Here is a 17,683-nt window from a genome sequence, read left to right on the forward strand (position 1 = left end):
GAATTATGAAAACAAAATTTAAAATAGTATTTGCATTTGTTTTAGGACTGCAAATGACCTCTTGTGTGAATGACAGTGATTTAGATGTAACTGAATATAATGTTCTCTCAGAAAATAATGTTGATCCTGAGCAATTTGTAATTGCAGCATACAGTGCATTGGATTATCGCTATAATACAGGACAGGGTAGAGATAATTGGCCTTTCGATCATGCTCCATCAAATTGGGTAGCTTGCGATATCCGCTGCGGAGATGCTTACAAAGGAGGCGGAGGAACTGGTGACAATCCTGGAGGAGGAATGCACCAATTAGAAACTCAAAATTTATTTCCTTCAAGTGAAAATGTATATAATCTTTGGAGGGCTATTTATTTTGGCATTCAAAGAGTAAATACTGGGTTGAGAGCATTAAATGCTGTAGATGCTACTCAATTTCCTAATAAGGAAGTAAGAATTGGAGAATTAAAAGTATTAAGAGCTCACTTTTATTTTGAAGCAATAAAGAATTTTGGTTCTATAGTTTGGCTGGACGAAAATACTCCTGCCAGCGATATTAATAAAATTCCAAATACATTCGATTTCAATTTTATGTGGTCTAAAATTGAAGGTGATTTGAATGATGCTATTTTAAAATTGCCAGATACTCAAACAGAATCCGGAAGAATTAATAAAGTGGCTGCCTATGCTTTTTTATGCAAAGCTCAAATTTTTCAAAAGAAATGGCCTGAAGCTATTGTAAGTTCAAATTATGTAATTAATTCAGGAAAATATGGATTGGTATCAAATATTGAAAAATTATATTCTGAACCTGGCTATGGAAATCTAGAAAATGTGTTTGCAGTTCAATATTCAATAAACGATGGGTCAAGTTTAGGGAACCTTAATTTTGGTAATCTATTAAATGCACCTGATAGTCCTGGAGATGATGTTAATAATCCATATCTAAATGGAGATGATTTTGATAAACCTTCTCAAAATTTAGTGAATGCGTACAAAGTTGGTGCAGATGGTTTACCATTATTTGATTCTTTCAATAATGCGAATGTTACTCCAACGGATTTAGTTGATCCAAGATTGGATCACGCTATAGGTAGGGATGGCATTACTTGGAAAGATTGGGGAGCAAGAGCGCAACAGGGAAATTGGAATAGAGATGCATCAACTTATGGTAATTTTTTAGTAAAGAAAAATGTAATTTCTCCAAATTCAAGCGGTTTAGCATCAAATCCAACAGGTTTTCCGTGGGCACTTGGAAATTTAGATTTTCCTATTATTAAATATAGTGATGTTTTATTATGGAAAGCGGAAGCATCAATTGAAACTGGAAATACTGCTGGAGGTATTGCATTAATCAATATGATTAGAAATAGAGCGAAAAACTCTGCGTATGTTAAAGATTTTGCTAATCCATCCATAAATGCTGCCAATTATCTGATAAATATCTATCCTTCAAATTTATCCAAAGATCAAGCTACTAAGGCTCTAAGAATGGAAAGAAGATTAGAATTAGCCAATGAGGGGCATACTTACTATGATTTAGTTCGGTGGGGAATTGCTGAGCAATATGTTAACAATTATATCGAAGTGGAAAAGACCAGACGAGGCTATTTGCAAGGAGCTTCTTTACAGCCACATGAATTATATCTTCCTATTCCTCAAATAGAAATAGATGCAAGTTCAGGTGTTTACAAGCAAAGAGCTGGATATTAATAAAATAACTAACCAAAACCAAATTTTTTAATATTATGAAAACAATAAAAAAACAACTTTCGTTTTTTAAAATAGCAGCAGCATTTTTTGCAATAGCTATTACCCTATTTGCGTGCAGCAAAGATGACAACTTTAATGATAATGTTCCAGATTACACGGAGTCTATTGTCCAATCCTTCAAAGTGGGTAATAAATATGCCGATATTAATCATACGATTGGAACGATAACTATGACATTGCCATCCGGCAGCGATTTGAAACATGTAGCTGCAGAAATAAAAATTCCAGATTCTGCGACAATTTTGCCAGCTTCAGGAACTACTTTAGATTTTAGTTCGGGACCAATAACATTTGAAGTAAAATCAACAAATGGCGCTCATAGAACCTATACAGCAAGTATTGCAGCTTATGGTAATCCTAAAATGTTATCCTTTTCTATTGGTGATAAAAAAGGAGTTATAGATGAAACAAAAGCAACCATCGATGTAGAAATTGGAAGTCAAGACGGAAGCTTAAGTAATTTAGCTCCAACATTTGTAATAGCTGAGGGTACAACAGTTGATGTTGCTTCTGGTGTAGCTAGAGATTTCACAGCACCGAAAATGTATACTATTTTATCTAATAATGGTTATACTGCAAAACAATATACTGTAGCTGTCAAACAAATTAAAGCACCATCTATTGACTCATTTGTAATAAATGGCACTGTTGGAATTATTGATAATACTGCTGGTTCAATTGTTGTGGTAATGTCTCCAGGAACTAACCTGTCGAGTTTATCTCCTGTAATTACATTGCCTGCTGATCAAACTGTAAGTCCAAGTTCTGGAGTTAATCAAGATTTTTCAAAAGGAGCTGTACAATATGTTGTTACCAATAAAGAAAAACTAACTAAATCATATAGTGTTACTGTGCAGTCAATAGCAGCTACTAAATATGCCTTTTTAGGACTTGAGGATAATATTAGTTCATTGAAAGATGATGATGCTAAAGCTGCTGCCACTTGGATGCAAGCTACCTACGGTACTGATTTTAAATATATAAAAATTGCTGATATTTCTGCTCAAAACATTGGAGACGTAAAAGTAGCGATGCTGTATTATTTAACTCCAAAAGAAGATTTAGGTTTTTCTGCAACAGCAACTGATGTGTCTACGATGCTGCCTGCTGCTTTGAGAACAGGAAGTTCTCAAGCACAAGTGCTTAAATCTTGGGTAAAAGGCGGTGGAGATATGCTTATTGCCGGCGATCCAAATCCTTTCATATTTTCTCTAGGAAGAGTTCCTGCTAATTTCGGTGCTGCTAGAGCTCCAGGGAATTATGTTTATTCTGAGTTTGGCTGCGCTGGCTCAAATGGATGTTATGATACAGGAAAAGCAGCTGATGATATTTGGGGATTAGGAATGAGGGATGCAAACAACTCTGGCAACAGAAGAGGTCATGCTATTTTCAAAAATTTAACTTTTGAAAATGGGGAGTATCTGCCACTACAAAATAGTGCCAATAGAGAAGTTAGATTGATATGGTGGCAGCATTTTGATGGTATTTTGAACCCAAGCTGTTGTGGGTCTGATGCTGCTGCACAATTTGAGAAAACAATGACTGCGGTTAAGTTCGGTACATTAAGACATATTGGTGATGCATTCGGTTATGGAGCCGTAGAATTTAAAAGAACTGATTTAACAAATGATGCAGTTTTTGATTCTCAAATCCCAAAAGACTTCAAGGGACACGTATTTGTTATCTCCAATACCATTGTTGGATATGAATGGGGTTCAAATGGATCTACAAACACTTACCAAAATAACATAGAAGTTTTTACAAAAAATATTTTGGATTATTTGTACGGCCTTGATAATGACAAATAAACTTATCAATTAATAAAAATAGTATAGATGAAGCGGCATATCATAATTGGTCATAAGTGCCAGTTATGATATGCTAATTCAAATAGCAAATAAAAATAAATTTCTACAAATGAAAAATAAAAAATCAATCATTAAGTATGTTTTGTTGCTTGCAATAGCAATAATAACATATTCTTGCGAAGAACGTCTCAATTATGATGATGAACTTCCAACTTCACTTAACATTATTCAATCTATCAAAATAGGCGAAACTCCAGCAACTATTGATGATTTATCAGGTATAGTAAATTTTGTTCTACCTTCTGATACGAACTTATCGGCAGTTGAATTAGATATAAAAAGTCCTAAAGGAGTTGCCATATCTCCAGCTTCAGGTACAATAGTCGATTTAACTAGTCCTTTTTCAGTTACGGCAACATCAGGGGGTAAAACAAGGAAATATATTATAAATGCCCGTTTGCTTCCAAGTCAAATTGCGTTTGTAAATGATGCACCTTCAATTGATCTGATTGCAGATGAAGATGTAAAGGCGGCTGCACAATGGACAAAAGATACTTACGGCAGCAGATTTGTTTATATTCCATTCTCACAATTAACAACTGATGCTTTAAAATCGGTAAATGTGGTTTTCTTTTTCTACGATACTCAAGGAACATCGAATTTGCCACAAGAAAGTTTAGATAAAAAAAGTGTGTTAATCCAATATGTTGTTGAAGGAGGTAAAATGCTTTTAGGTGGTATGGCGACTAGCTACGCAGAAGTAATAGGTAGAGATAAAAGCGGTTTATTGACTATAAAAGGAAACGGAATTGGTTTTGTTGATGGAGGTACTTGGTCTATTGACGGAGGCGTGAATTTTCAAAATGACCAAAGGAATAACCCTATTTACAATTTCACTCAAGTAGTTTCAACTGATGCTAATGGTTATTTTCCAGTTATTAATGCTGGCTATAAAGAAGATCATAATAATTTATGGGATTTAGGCCCATTATTGGGACCAGGCCATCAAAAAGGTCAATTTGCAGAATTTGAAAATCTTTATGGAGGTAAAGTTTTAGCTGTATGGAGTGGAGTAGCTGATGAATGCTGTCCTGGTATTATAGAGTTTAAATCGAATTCAGTTTATGCAGGAACTATTATAGCAATTGGTATTGGTGGTATGGAATGGGCTATGAATGATGGCAGAGTAAATGCATATGAAAATAATGTCAAAGGAATTTATCGTAATTCCATTGATTATTTAAGTACAAAATAAACTTTAGGTTAAGTTAATTAGGTAATTATAGGGTAGGACATTGTTTTTACCCTTTAGTTTATTAAAATTAGAAAAAATGAATAAATTATTAAAAGTTAAAGCGGTAACATTTGGCGAAGTTTTATGGGATGTATTTCCAACCCATAAGAAAATAGGAGGGGCACCATTGAATGTTGCACTTAGGATGAAATCGTTTGGAGCTGAATCAACTGTTATCAGTAAAGTTGGTTCCGATGCAGATGGTGAAGAGATTGTTTCTTTTTTATCTGAAAAAAGAATTGAGACCAATACAATTCAAATAAGTGAAGAGTATAAGACGGGCGTTGTTAATGTAATGGTGAATGAAAAAGGGAATGCTTCATATGATATTTTATACCCTTCAGCATGGGATAAAATAGTTCTTAATGACGATATTAAAGAAAAAGTTTCCGATTCGGATGTTTTTATTTTTGGAAGCTTAATCTGCAGAGATGAAGAATCCAGATCAACTTTAAATGCTTTATTAGAAGAAGCAAAATATAAAGTTTTTGATGCTAATTTAAGAGCTCCGTATTATACAACTGATGTTTTAATTGAGCTAATGATGAAGGCAGATTTTATAAAGCTTAATGATGAAGAATTGTTTGAAATAAGCAGAAAAATGGATTCCCCTTATAATTCCTTTGAGCAGAATATTAAATTCATTGCAGAGAAAACAAATACAAAACAAGTATGCGTTACTAAAGGTGCATTTGGAGCCGTTTTGTACTATAATGAGAAGTTTTATTATAATAGCGGTTACTTTATAAAAGTAGTTGATACTGTTGGTGCCGGAGATTCTTTTTTAGCTTCATTAATCGTAAGATTATTAAGAGGGAAGTCACCTCAAAAGTCATTGAATTACGCATGCGCAATTGGGGCTTTAGTAGCTGGAGAAGAAGGAGCAAATCCAAAGATTTCTGAAAAAACAATTAGTGATTATATGATGATTGAGAAAAAAGTTAAAAAGTAGTTTTTTTATTTTAAACGAAAAATATACTTTTTGAAAAGGAGTATTAATTTGACTGTTTTTTGTTTGCAAAAATATGATAATATGAAAAATATAAATTTATTATCTGCATTAATTTTTATAATGCTGGCAAGTCCAATTGCAGCCCAAACAGTTGCGAAAGTTATTCGTCAAGAGCCTTATAGACCACAGTACCATTACAGTCCTATTGATGGATGGATTGGTGATCCTTGCGGATTAATTTACTATCAGGATCAGTATCATTTGTATACCTTTGGACGAGGAAAAGCAGTATCAAAAGATCTAGTTCACTATCAACAAACTGCTGATAATGTGTTGACAGGGGATGATGGCACTATTAGCTATTTTACTGGTTCAGTAGCCATTGACAAAATCAATTCGACAGGTTTTGGCAAAAATGCTTGGATAGCCGTTTATACAATATTTACGAAAATTTCAGAAAATCAATCTCAAGGGATATCATATAGTACTGATGGGAATTCATTTCAATATTACAAAGATAACCCTGTTATAGACCTTCAAAGTAAAGAGTTTCGTGATCCGACTATATTTTGGTATAAACCTACTTCAAAATGGATTATGGTTGTCGCCAAAGCAAAAGAGAAAAAAGTTAAATTTTACGAATCGACTAATCTCAAAGAATGGGTATGGTTAAGTGACTTTGGTCCAGCAGGTGCTCAAGATAAAGTATGGGAGTGTCCCGATTTGTTTCAATTAAATATTGATGGCAATCCCAACAATACAAAGTGGGTAATGGTTGTTTCAATTGATTGGGCTCGAGAGCAATATTTTATCGGAGATTTTGACGGGAAAAGCTTTAAGGTTGATGATGAAAAATATCCCTTGTATGTAGATAAAGGTTTGGATTATTATGCCTCTCGCGTTTTTAGGGACTATGATAATACATTAAAAAAAACACCATCTTTGGGATGGATAGCAACTTGGGACTATGCATTATCGGTTCCTTCAAGTTGGGGAAAGGGTTTTTGGTCTATTCCTCGTGATTTGGAATTAAAAACATATCCGGAGGGACTTCGGATGATACAAAAACCTGAAGAAAATTTAAAAGATCTTCGAGTGTCTCCCGTTATTTTTAGTCAGAAACTACAAAAGGGTACACATAAATTACCTCAATTTATGCCGAAAGAGAATGTATATGAATTAGATGTTGTTTTCTCAACAAAGAAACCAAACGTGTTTGGTTTTAACCTTTGTGTTGGAGAGGGCAGAAAAGTTTCAATTAGCTATAATACACAAAATGATTTATTAGAGATTGACCGTACCAATTGCTCTAACGTTTTTATAGAGAAGTTTGCCCGTAAAACCAGTGCAAAAGTTTCTTCTGAAAACGGAAAATTGAGAATGCATATTTTTGTTGATAAATCGAGTGTAGAACTGTTTATAAATCAAGGAAAAGATGTCTTTACATTATTAACCTATCCAAGTGAAACACAAACTGGTATTGAGGTGTTTTCGAAAGAAAATGGAACAAGAATGAATTTTTCAGCCTGGACTCTTAAATCTGTTTGGAGATAAATTCGTTTTTGAATTTATTGTGCTTATCAACAGAATAGTATGTAAAAAGTGCGTTTATTACTATTATTTGAATATATTATTTCATAGCATTTGTCCCTTTGTTCTTCTTTGCCAGCGGAACAAGCAAATGCAAATTTCATTTTTTCTTTTTATTTATTGTTTTACATGCTATTTGGCAAGGAGCAGTAATCTAGTACATTAATATCTTACGCTTTCGCAAATTAACTAATGGTGTCTGAACAGGTCTTTGAAGTTCAGTACATTGTATTCTTAGCACAATTATTTCTGACTTGGTTCCAATTTCTCTTTTGATTTTGGGGCTAGATAAATATTGCATTTTTTGCACAAATAATAGTTTTTCAATTGCTCTTCGTATTGTTTCTGATGCAGGAAAAAAAGTAGTGTTATTGGAAAATATTGAATTTAATATTAATTAACCAACCAATAAATTTTAATAACCATGATGAAAATGAAACGATTACATGCAAATTATAGCTTTGCAACCTTTTGTTTTTTCTTCTTTTTTCTCTTTGTCAATGCGCAGCAGAAGGAAATTCGAAGAATAGTAACTGATGTGAATAAAAATTCACTTTCCGTAGACAGTATCCATATAAAAGGAATGAAAAACGACACTAACTCAGATTTTTTAATTATTAATTTCAAAGATAATCTCCACATTTTTGTGATCCATTTCTAAAAATTCAATATTTCTTCAAAATCGATTTGCAACTTTGGCTATAATAAATTCTTAAATAATAATAGTGAAAAAATCAGCAATGGTTTTTTGCTTTAAGTATTTTACCATGAAGAGAACTATCCTATCGCTTTTTCTTATTTTTTGTATTTCAAATAGTTATTGTCAAACTTATAAATTAGCAAAGAAAATAAATATTACCGGTAACGAAGGCTGGGATTATCTTACTGTTGATGATGTTAATCAACATTTATTCGTTTCTCACGGGAACGTTGTAAATGTTGTCGATTTAAAATCCAATAAAACCATAGCTACAATTCCTGATACCAAAGGAGTTCACGGCATTGCGATTGCTAACGATTTAAGCAAAGCATTTATAACTGACGGCAAAGACAATGCGGTTACTATTGTTAATTTAAAAACATTTGAATTAATTGAAAAAGTTGCCATAGAAGGTCAAAAGCCAGATGCCGTTTTATATGATCAATTTTCTCAAAAAGTATTTACGTATAATGCCAATACAAATGATGCAACCGTTATGGATGCAATTACGAATAAAGTTGTAAAAACGATTCCATTAGGCGGTAAACCTGAATTTTCGGTTACCAATACTAAAGGTTTGATTTATGTTAATATTGAAGATAAAAACGAAATCAAAACGATTGACGCAGCTAAATTAGAAGTAATTGCAACTTGGAGTATTGCGCCTGGCGATGAACCTTCTGGTTTGGCCATTGATTTAGAATCCAATAGATTATTTTCGGTTTGTGGCAATAAATTGATGATTGTTGTTGATGCTTCAAGCGGAAAAGTCATCAAAACACTGCCTATTGGTGATGGTTGTGATGGCGTTGCTTTTGATGCCAAAAAGAAACTTGTTTTTAGTTCTAATGGTGAAGGAACAATCACGGTTGTAAAAGAACAAAATGCAAATAAATTTTCGGTTCTTGAAACGGTAAAAACTCAAAAAGGAGCAAGAACTATTGCCGTAAACAAAACTAGTGGCGATTTATATTTGACCACAGCTGATTTTGGTGAAAAACCAAAGCCTACTACCGAAAATCCTAATCCAAGAGCTTCTATTGTTCCCGATTCTTCAGTGGTTTTGGTTGTAGCGAGTAATAGTAAAAAATAATTTTATTTTATAAATTCAGTTAATGAGAATCATCTTTTTTTACATTCTTAGCTTAATTTGTCTAGAGTCTTTTTCGCAAGAAAAAGACTTGCGGTTTTATATGGAAAAGGCACAAAATAATTCGCCTCTGTTAAAAGATTTATCCAATCAAATTCAATCCAATACTATAGATAGTTTGCTTAATAGAGCAACTTATAAAGCACAGATTACAGGAAATCTGAATGCAAATTATGCTCCAGTTATCAATGGAGTTGGTTATGATGCCGCTATAACTAATGGACAATCCGTTTCGGGTTTGGTTGGTATTAATCAAAAAATAATTGGCAAGAATATTGCAAATTCACAAGCAGAAAGTTTCAAAATTCTAAAAGAGAGTTTGGTTTTAAATAAAAAAATCGCTCTCAAAGATTTGAATAAAGTAATTATTGACCAATATATCACAGCTTTTGGAAGTGCTGAGCAAATAGTGTATAATCAAAAAATGATAGCATTATTGAATAACGGCGCCAATACGCTGAAAAAGTTAACCCAAAATTCCATTTATAAACAAACCGATTATTTAATTTTTCTTTCATCGGTAAAGCAACAAGAATTACAGGTTTTACAACTGAAGCAACAATATCAAAACGATTTGGGAATGCTGAATTATTTATCAGGCGAAACTGATACTACTTTTGTTAGTTTGACAAGACCAGATATTGGCTTAAAAACCATTTCAAGTCCCGAAAAAACTATTTTCTTTAAGCAATTTGAAGTTGATAGTTTGAAAATAGTCAATCAGAGTAAACTAATTGACAATGCTTATAAACCAACATTGGCCTTGCTTGGTGATGCGGGTTATTTGTCCAGTTTTGAGTATCAACCGTATAAAAATTTCGGATTTAGTGTTGGACTAGGAATGTCAATTCCTATTTATGACGGAAACCAAAGATCATTGCAACATCAAAAAAATGAGCAAGCCGTAGCTACTAATTTGGCTTATAAAAAACATTTCAATAAGCAATACCAACAGCAATTACTGATGCTTAATCAGAAATTGAAGCAAGCAGTTGAAACTGGAAATCAATTGCAATCTCAGCTTCAGATAACCGATGCGCTTATTGAAGTGGATAAAAAATTATTGCTGTCCGGTGATGCACAGATCACAGATTTTGTAATTGCGATTGGCAATGTTATCGCGCTAAATAATTCAATTTCTCAGAATAAAATCAACAAATTGCTACTTATCAACGAAATCAATTATTGGATTTCTAATGACTAATATGATGAAGAAATCATTTACTATTTATATACTAATTTCAGTTTTTATTATCTCCTGCAAAGAGACTCCCACAGCCGAAGAGCCAACAGATGTTCGCGTTCCAGTTACTTTAACTTCAATTGATACCACAGGTCTGCAAAGTTATATTGACTTAAATGCAACGGCTTCTTATTTGGTAAAAAACGTCATTAAAGCCAACGCAACGGGTTATTTGAATTCTGTAAATGTGGCAACAAACGATTTTGTTAGCAATGGACAGGAATTGTTTTCGATCAAAACACGTGAGGCAAAAGTGTTAGGGAATTCCGTTAATAAAATAGATCCGACTTTGAGTTTTGGCGGAGCAATTAAGGTACTTTCTAATACCAATGGAACAGTAACTATGGTCAATGTGCAACAAGGCGATTATGTGCAGGACGGAGATGCTTTGGTTACTATCAATGATGCCAAGAGTTTTGCAATTGTTTTGAGTTTACCCTATGAATTGAAAAAATATATTTATGTTGGTCAGCAGCTAAGCGTTGTCTTACCTGATAATTCTACGAGAATAGCGACAGTTCAAAAATTTTCGCCAACGGTTGATGCCAGTTCACAAACGCAAAATATAGTTTTGAAAATAAACGGCAAACAAGATATTCCAGAGAATTTAATCGTGAAAGTGAGAATAACCAAGACATCAAGCAACAAATCTATTTCATTGCCCAAATTGGCTGTTTTAAGCGATGAAACCGAAACCAATTTTTGGATAATGAAAATGATAAACTTCGATACAGCAATAAAAGTTCCGATACGAAAAGGAATTCAAACGGAAGATCAAGTTGAAATTCTTTCGCCTGTTTTAAAACCAATGGATAAAATTTTGCTTACCGGAAATTACGGAGTGGGTGATACGATTAAGGTTAAAGTGATTAAAAATTAAAAAATTTTTTCACAGATTTTTAAAATCCTTTTAATCTTTTAAATCTGTGGCTTAAAAAAATAAAGAATGAATAATTTTTTTGTAAAGCATAGAAACGGATTAAGCACAATTATTTTCCTGATTATTTTGGGTGGCTTTTTCGCGTATTCCAAAATGCAAACCAGTTTGTTTCCTGAGATTACTTTTCCGAAAATAAAAATCATTGCCGATGCGGGACAGCAACCCATTGATAAAATGATGATAACGGTTACCAAACCACTTGAAAACGCCATTAAGAAAGTTCAAGATTTGAAATCGGTTCGCACTACCACCAGTCGTGGGAGTTGTGAAATTTCGGCTTTTATGGATTGGAATGCCGATATAGATTTGAGCAAAACCCGCATTGAAGAGCAGATTAGCCAAATCCAAAATAATCTACCGCCAGATACTCAAATTACGGTTGAAAAAATGAATCCTTCAATTCTTCCCGTAATTGGTTACGCCATTGAAGGCAAAGGAATGTCTCCCATTGAGTTAAAAAAGATTGCAAATTTTACTATCAAACCCTTTCTATCGCAAATAGATGGTGTTTCTGAAATTAGAATCATTGGAGGAAAAGAAAAAGAGTATTGGTTGTCATTGGATTTTGAAAAAATGACTTCTCTTGGCATTTCGCCAAATACGATTTCACAAGTTTTAAGCCAAACCAATTTTATAAAATCGAATGGCTATTTATCGGATTATCGTTATTTGTATTTAACCATTACCGATGCGCAAGTCGATAAAAAAGAGGAGCTGGAAAACCTTGTAATTGTCAATAACGGCAAAGGAATTATTACATTAAAAGATATAGCTACTGTTGAAATTAAAGAGGCCAAAGAATACATTAAAGTCAATGCCAATGGTAAAGAAAGCATTTTGGTTGCCGTAATCAAACAACCCAATGCCAATTTGATTACGCTTACTACTGATATGAATGCAAAGCTAGAATCTTTAAAAAAGATACTGCCTAACGGAATTACAATAAAACCCTTTTATGAACAGGCAACTTTTGTAAACGATGCTGTAAAAAGTGTTACCGATAGTTTGTTATTAGGGTTGTTGTTGGCTATAATTGTAGCCGTTTTATTTCTGAAATCGGCTAAAGCCAGTGCCACTATTTTAATCATTATTCCGGTTACTTTAGGCTTAACCCTAATTGTTTTGTATCTCACGGGAAATAGCTTCAATATTATGACTTTGGGAGCTATTGCCGCAGCTTTGGGATTGATAATTGACGATGCAATTGTTGTTGTTGAACAAATTCACAGAACACACGAAGAACATCCCGAAGAACCCACGGTGACTCTTTTACAAAAAGCAATTCATTATTTATTTCCTGCAATGGTGGGTTCATCGATTAGTACTATTGTGATTTTTATCCCTTTTGTATTAATGAGTGGAGTTGCCGGTTCTTATTTTAAAGTACTGACAGATACCATGATTATTACTTTGATTTGCTCTTTTTTTGTTACTTGGCTATTGCTTCCAGTGGTTTATTTGTTGCTTACCAAAAATGAAAGCACAGCAAATGGAACTCAAAAAGGAATCCAGACTCACGAGGTAAAAACACAAAAGTGGGTTGCTTATTTTATTTCAAAACCTATTATCAGTATTGTATTTTGTATTGTTTTGGTGCTTTCTATTTTTATTATTTTGCCCAATTTAGAGACTGGTTTTTTACCCGAAATGGATGAAGGAAGTATCATTTTGGATTATGAAAGTCCTCCAGGAACTTCACTTGAAGAAACGGATAGAATGCTTAATGAAGTGGAGAAAATCATCATAAAAGTTCCGGAAGTGGAAGCCTATAGTCGCAGAACCGGAACACAGATGGGTTTTTTTATCACAGAACCCAATCGAGGGGATTATTTAATTCAATTAAAGAAAGAAAGAAGTAAAACCAGTAATGATGTTATTGATGAAATTCGAGCCAAAGTAGAAGAGACACAGCCTGCATTGCGTATTGATTTTGGCCAGGTTATTGGTGATATGTTGGGTGATTTGATGAGTTCGGTTTCTCCAATTGAAGTAAAAATATATGGAAGAAACCAAACTGAATTGCAAAGAATTACTAAAGAAATAGCTGGAATTGTCGAAAAAGTAAAAGGAACCGCAGATGTTTTTGATGGAATTGTTTTAGCAGGACCTGAAATTACGATTCAGCCCAACTACGCACAATTGGCTCAATATGGAATTACACCTACTGATTTGCAATTTCAAATGCAAACCGCTTTGGAGGGTAATGTAGTGGGCAGTTTATTAGAAAATGAAAAGCAAACCCCAATCCGAATGATTTATGCCAATGGACAAAAACGAAGTTTGGAAGATATCAAACAACTTAAAATATTTTTGCCCAATGGACAATCTATTCCAATTACAAGTTTGGTTACTATTTCTGTTCAAAAAGGAGTAGCCGAAATTGAACGCGAAAATCTACAAATGATGAGTGTGGTTACAGGACGATTGGACAACAGAGATTTAGGAAGTGTGATGCAAGAAATTCAAGCTAAAGTTACTTCTACTATTCATTTGCCAAATGGCTATTATATCGAATATGGTGGAGCTTATAAAGATCAGCGGCAGTCATTCAAGGAATTATTGATGATTTTAATTACCTCTTCATTATTGGTTTTTGGTGTTATTTTATTTCTCTTTAGAGATTTTAGAATTGCATTAGTTATTCTTTTGATTTCTGTTTTGGGAATTGCAGGAAGTTATATTTTACTTTTTATAACCGCTACACCTTTGAATGTTGGAAGTTACACAGGAATCATTATGATAGTGGGTATTATCGCCGAAAATGCGATTTTCACCTTTCTTCAATTTCGAGAAACTTTCAAATTAACTCAAAATGTAAACGGATCAATAATTTATTCAATTTCAACTCGATTGCGTCCCAAATTAATGACCGCTTTAGGAGCCATAATTGCACTTTTGCCTTTGGCAATTGGTATTGGAACTGGTTCAGAATTGCATCAACCCTTGGCGATAGCGGTAATTGGAGGATTTATTATTGCAATGCCTTTGCTGCTGGTGGTACTACCGAGTTTATTGTGTTTTGTTTTTAAAAATGAAAGAAGACCTAAGATGTTTGACATGGTTTAATCTCCAAAAAAATAAAGGAATTAAGAATCAATCTATAATTATAAAAAAATCTAATGTTAAAAATAATTCTATTCTCATTGTTTAGTATTGCAACTATAAATGCACAAGAAGTAAAAACAGATATAGTCTCGAAAACAGATACTCCTGGAAACTTAAAATTTAATTACAAACAGCTTATTATTCCAACTGTATTAATTGGATATGGTTTTATAGGTCTTGCAAGTGATCAGATAAAAAATTTTAATTCTGAAATTAAAGAAGAAGTAAATGAACATATTGATGAGACAATTATTATTGATGATTTCTCACAATATGCGCCTGCGGTTTCGGTTTATGCACTGAATGCAGCTGGGATAAAAGGAAAAAATAATCTGAAGGATCGCTCAATAATATTGGCTACTTCCTATATTATTATGTCAACCGTCGTTTTAGGCCTTAAATCAATTACGAAAGTTCCAAGACCAGACGGTTATGGAAATAATTCTTTTCCGTCAGGACATACAGCAACCGCTTTTGCCGGAGCTGAATTTTTATGGCAGGAATACAAAGACAAATCTATTTGGAACGGGATTTCAGGTTATGTTGTTGCCACGGAACAGGGCTTTTCAGAATATAGAATGACAGGCATTGGTTAACAGATGTTGCTGCGGGTGCCGGAATAGGTATTTTAAGCACGAAAATCGCTTATTTGATTAATCTTATATCAAGAAAAAAATATTTAACAATAAAGAGAAAAACAGCACAACATTACTAACGCCTTTTTATAATGGGAAGCAATTAGGTTGTGGTCTGGTAATAAATTATTAAGTGCTGAATCAATGAAGTAGTTCACCCTAAATTAAAATTATGAGAATTAGAGAACTTTTTTTGGCTACTATTTTATTGTCCTTTACAATATCGGCTATCGCACAAACAGATACTATAATTTCTAAATCAAGACAAAAAAAAGATTTTTTAAAAATATGTATTTTACCGGTTTCTTTAATCGCAGGAGGCATTTTGATTAGTAACAGTAACTTCGAAAAGTCTTTTCAAGAAGATGTTGGAAATGTCGTTGGGAATGATTTTAGTACCACGGTTGATAATTATACCAGATATGTGCCGATTGTAGAACTTTATGCTGCAGATGTAATGGGAGTAAAGGCAAAAAATCATTGGTTTGACCAGGCAAAAAATCTGACCTTATCCATTGTTATAACCGATTTTATTACTTTTAAATTAAAAAATCATATTTATAAAACTCGACCGAATGGTTCATCTGATGGTCAGTCTTTTCCCTCTGCACATACTTCTTCTGCTTTTACTAATGCGACTATCTTGTTTGAGGAGTTTAAAGGAACAAGCCCATTGTTGGCCTATAGCGGTTATGTTTTTGCAACTACTACTGGAGGGTTAAGGATAATGAATAATGCACATTGGCTTTCAGATGTTTTAGTGGGTGCCGGAATAGGTATTTTGGTAACAGAAGTTATCTATTTTTTTGATCCTATTATTAAATGGAACCCTTTTGAAAAAACAAAGAATGTTACTCTTATACCTGAAGTGGACAACGATCAATATGGATTCTATTTGTGTATAAGACTTAAGAGCTTTTAATTATTTTTTGTAACCCTAAAAACATAAGCATTTATAAAAAAATCATGTCGATATTAAAATGATTTATGCAATTTGGATATCATTTTATTCTTAACTATATCTCCACACTAAGTCAGTATATCCAGTTAGTTCAAACTAAAATAAATGAATGGAAAAAAGCAAGAACTATTTTAGACGGAGAACTTCCTTTAAGAGGTGTTTTTAAATCTTTCTTATCGTTATTGCGGGATTGTTTTTAAGTATTTCTTGAATATTTTTATAATTTTCATAAATTATTAAGTAATTTTTTATAATTTTAAGGTATTAGTCCGAATAATTGGATGTTTAGAAGTGTTTTGGATATACCTTAAATATTAAAGTGTCTAGATTTTAAAACAAATTAATTAAAAGACATTTCTGTTTTTAATTAAATCGGGAACTTTTTTTTCTATCCTTGATCGCGTTATTTGATATTTTAGAGTATAAAAACGAAATAGGGAGGCTTTTTTGATTTTCTTTTTTTGTTAGTGTTTTTGCTGGTAAAAGTTGCAATTGTTACTCGAATCCTGCAATGATTATTAGATATGAATTCGGATTATTTAATAATTTTTATAAACCAATACTAAACTAATTACTTTTAAAAATGGCAATAGTTAGAAATGAGTTAAATGGAGAAGAATTAATTCTTCATAGCCAACATACAATAGGAAGAGACAAAAATAATATAAGTTGTTTCGAAGAAAACACTGTTTCCCGCAAACATGCTATCATCTATTGGGAGAATAATCATTGGCAATTGACGGATTTTAGCAGTAATGGCACAAAAGTAAATAACTCCCATTTACATCATTCAACAAAAAAATTAGAAATAAATGATTTTATACAGTTTGCAAATAATGAAACGGGAATATGGAAAATTATTAATTTGGATAGACCCAATAGTTATTTAAAAGATATTCAATGTAATCATAAATTCATTGATTTAGGAAAAGGATTAATGCTTCCGGATAAAGATAACCCGAAATGGACTTTATTTCATAACAAACATAGAAACTGGTTGATCGATGATGGAGAAACTGAGACTATTCTTGTTCATGGAAAACTATATTGCTTAGATGGAAAAGAATATGAGTTTATAGAGAATGAATGTTTAGCTGATACCAATATGAATATTGATATTACTGAAAATGCTTATTTCCATTTTTTTTTAAGCATGGATCAAGAAACCATTTCCTCAAGAATAAAAATAAATGATTTGATACTAGATTTGGGAGTTCGTGTTTATAACCATTTGTTGCTTCATTTGGTTCAGGCAAAACAACAGGATTTAGATAGCGGCCTGATTGAATCAATATGTGGGTGGGTTCAATTAGAAAATTTAAGAAAAGCTTTGAGTAAAGAATTACTAATGGATGTAGATGATTATTATATCAATACCTTAATCTGTCGTTTACGCAAGAACTTGATGAAATTAACACCTTATGGTTATTTGTTTTCGGATATTATAGAAAGGAAAAAAGGAAAATTACGTTTTGGAATGCCCAATTTTAAAATTGAAAACGAATTAGAATGCTCATAATGTATTATTTTATAATA

12 protein-coding genes are annotated in these 17,683 nt (G+C 32.8%); all 12 read left to right on the forward strand.

The genetic code is table 11. From position 1 onward, the window contains the following. Nucleotides 1–5 precede the first annotated feature (5 nt). Nucleotides 6–1,709: a RagB/SusD family nutrient uptake outer membrane protein gene (locus tag CLU83_RS04930; protein ID WP_100430582.1), complete on the forward strand. Its 1,704-nt coding sequence runs from the start codon at nucleotides 6–8 to the stop codon at nucleotides 1,707–1,709. 35 nt (nucleotides 1,710–1,744) lie between these two features. Next, nucleotides 1,745–3,577 carry a DUF4960 domain-containing protein gene (locus CLU83_RS04935; protein WP_100430583.1) on the forward strand — a complete coding sequence of 611 codons (1,833 nt, stop codon included), beginning with the start codon at nucleotides 1,745–1,747 and terminating at the stop codon, nucleotides 3,575–3,577. A gap of 109 nt (nucleotides 3,578–3,686) precedes the next feature. Beyond that, nucleotides 3,687–4,832 (forward strand): DUF4960 domain-containing protein, encoded by a 1,146-nt coding sequence (locus CLU83_RS04940; RefSeq protein WP_157801998.1) that lies wholly within the window; start codon nucleotides 3,687–3,689, stop codon nucleotides 4,830–4,832. A gap of 76 nt (nucleotides 4,833–4,908) precedes the next feature. Then, nucleotides 4,909–5,823 carry a carbohydrate kinase family protein gene (locus tag CLU83_RS04945; RefSeq protein ID WP_100430585.1) on the forward strand — a complete coding sequence of 305 codons (915 nt, stop codon included), beginning with the start codon at nucleotides 4,909–4,911 and terminating at the stop codon, nucleotides 5,821–5,823. Nucleotides 5,824–5,904: 81 nt separating this feature from the next. Beyond that, entirely contained in the window at nucleotides 5,905–7,377 is a 1,473-nt protein-coding gene (locus CLU83_RS04950) for a glycoside hydrolase family 32 protein (protein ID WP_100430586.1), read from the forward strand. A gap of 803 nt (nucleotides 7,378–8,180) precedes the next feature. Continuing rightward, on the forward strand, nucleotides 8,181–9,206 hold the full coding sequence (locus CLU83_RS04955) for a YncE family protein (protein ID WP_100430587.1): 1,026 nt from the start codon (nucleotides 8,181–8,183) through the stop codon (nucleotides 9,204–9,206). A 22-nt stretch (nucleotides 9,207–9,228) separates the two neighbouring features. Next, nucleotides 9,229–10,467, forward strand: a complete 1,239-nt coding sequence (locus CLU83_RS04960) for a TolC family protein (RefSeq protein ID WP_100430588.1) — start codon at nucleotides 9,229–9,231, stop codon at nucleotides 10,465–10,467. Between the two features lies 1 nt (nucleotide 10,468). Beyond that, the gene (locus CLU83_RS04965; protein ID WP_157802000.1) at nucleotides 10,469–11,386 is read left to right on the forward strand and encodes an HlyD family efflux transporter periplasmic adaptor subunit; all 918 of its coding nucleotides are present in this window, start codon (nucleotides 10,469–10,471) and stop codon (nucleotides 11,384–11,386) included. 66 nt (nucleotides 11,387–11,452) lie between these two features. Next, nucleotides 11,453–14,512 (forward strand): efflux RND transporter permease subunit, encoded by a 3,060-nt coding sequence (locus CLU83_RS04970; RefSeq protein WP_100430590.1) that lies wholly within the window; start codon nucleotides 11,453–11,455, stop codon nucleotides 14,510–14,512. Between the two features lie 53 nt (nucleotides 14,513–14,565). After that, nucleotides 14,566–15,147 carry a PAP2 family protein gene (locus tag CLU83_RS04975; RefSeq protein WP_369828751.1) on the forward strand — a complete coding sequence of 194 codons (582 nt, stop codon included), beginning with the start codon at nucleotides 14,566–14,568 and terminating at the stop codon, nucleotides 15,145–15,147. A gap of 211 nt (nucleotides 15,148–15,358) precedes the next feature. Continuing rightward, on the forward strand, nucleotides 15,359–16,108 hold the full coding sequence (locus CLU83_RS04980; protein WP_100430591.1) for a phosphatase PAP2 family protein: 750 nt from the start codon (nucleotides 15,359–15,361) through the stop codon (nucleotides 16,106–16,108). A 622-nt stretch (nucleotides 16,109–16,730) separates the two neighbouring features. Then, on the forward strand, nucleotides 16,731–17,666 hold the full coding sequence (locus CLU83_RS04985; protein ID WP_100430592.1) for an FHA domain-containing protein: 936 nt from the start codon (nucleotides 16,731–16,733) through the stop codon (nucleotides 17,664–17,666). The last annotated feature ends 17 nt before the right edge of the window (nucleotides 17,667–17,683 follow it).

It is taken from the genome of Flavobacterium sp. 1 (assembly GCF_002797935.1).
Classification (GTDB): domain Bacteria; phylum Bacteroidota; class Bacteroidia; order Flavobacteriales; family Flavobacteriaceae; genus Flavobacterium.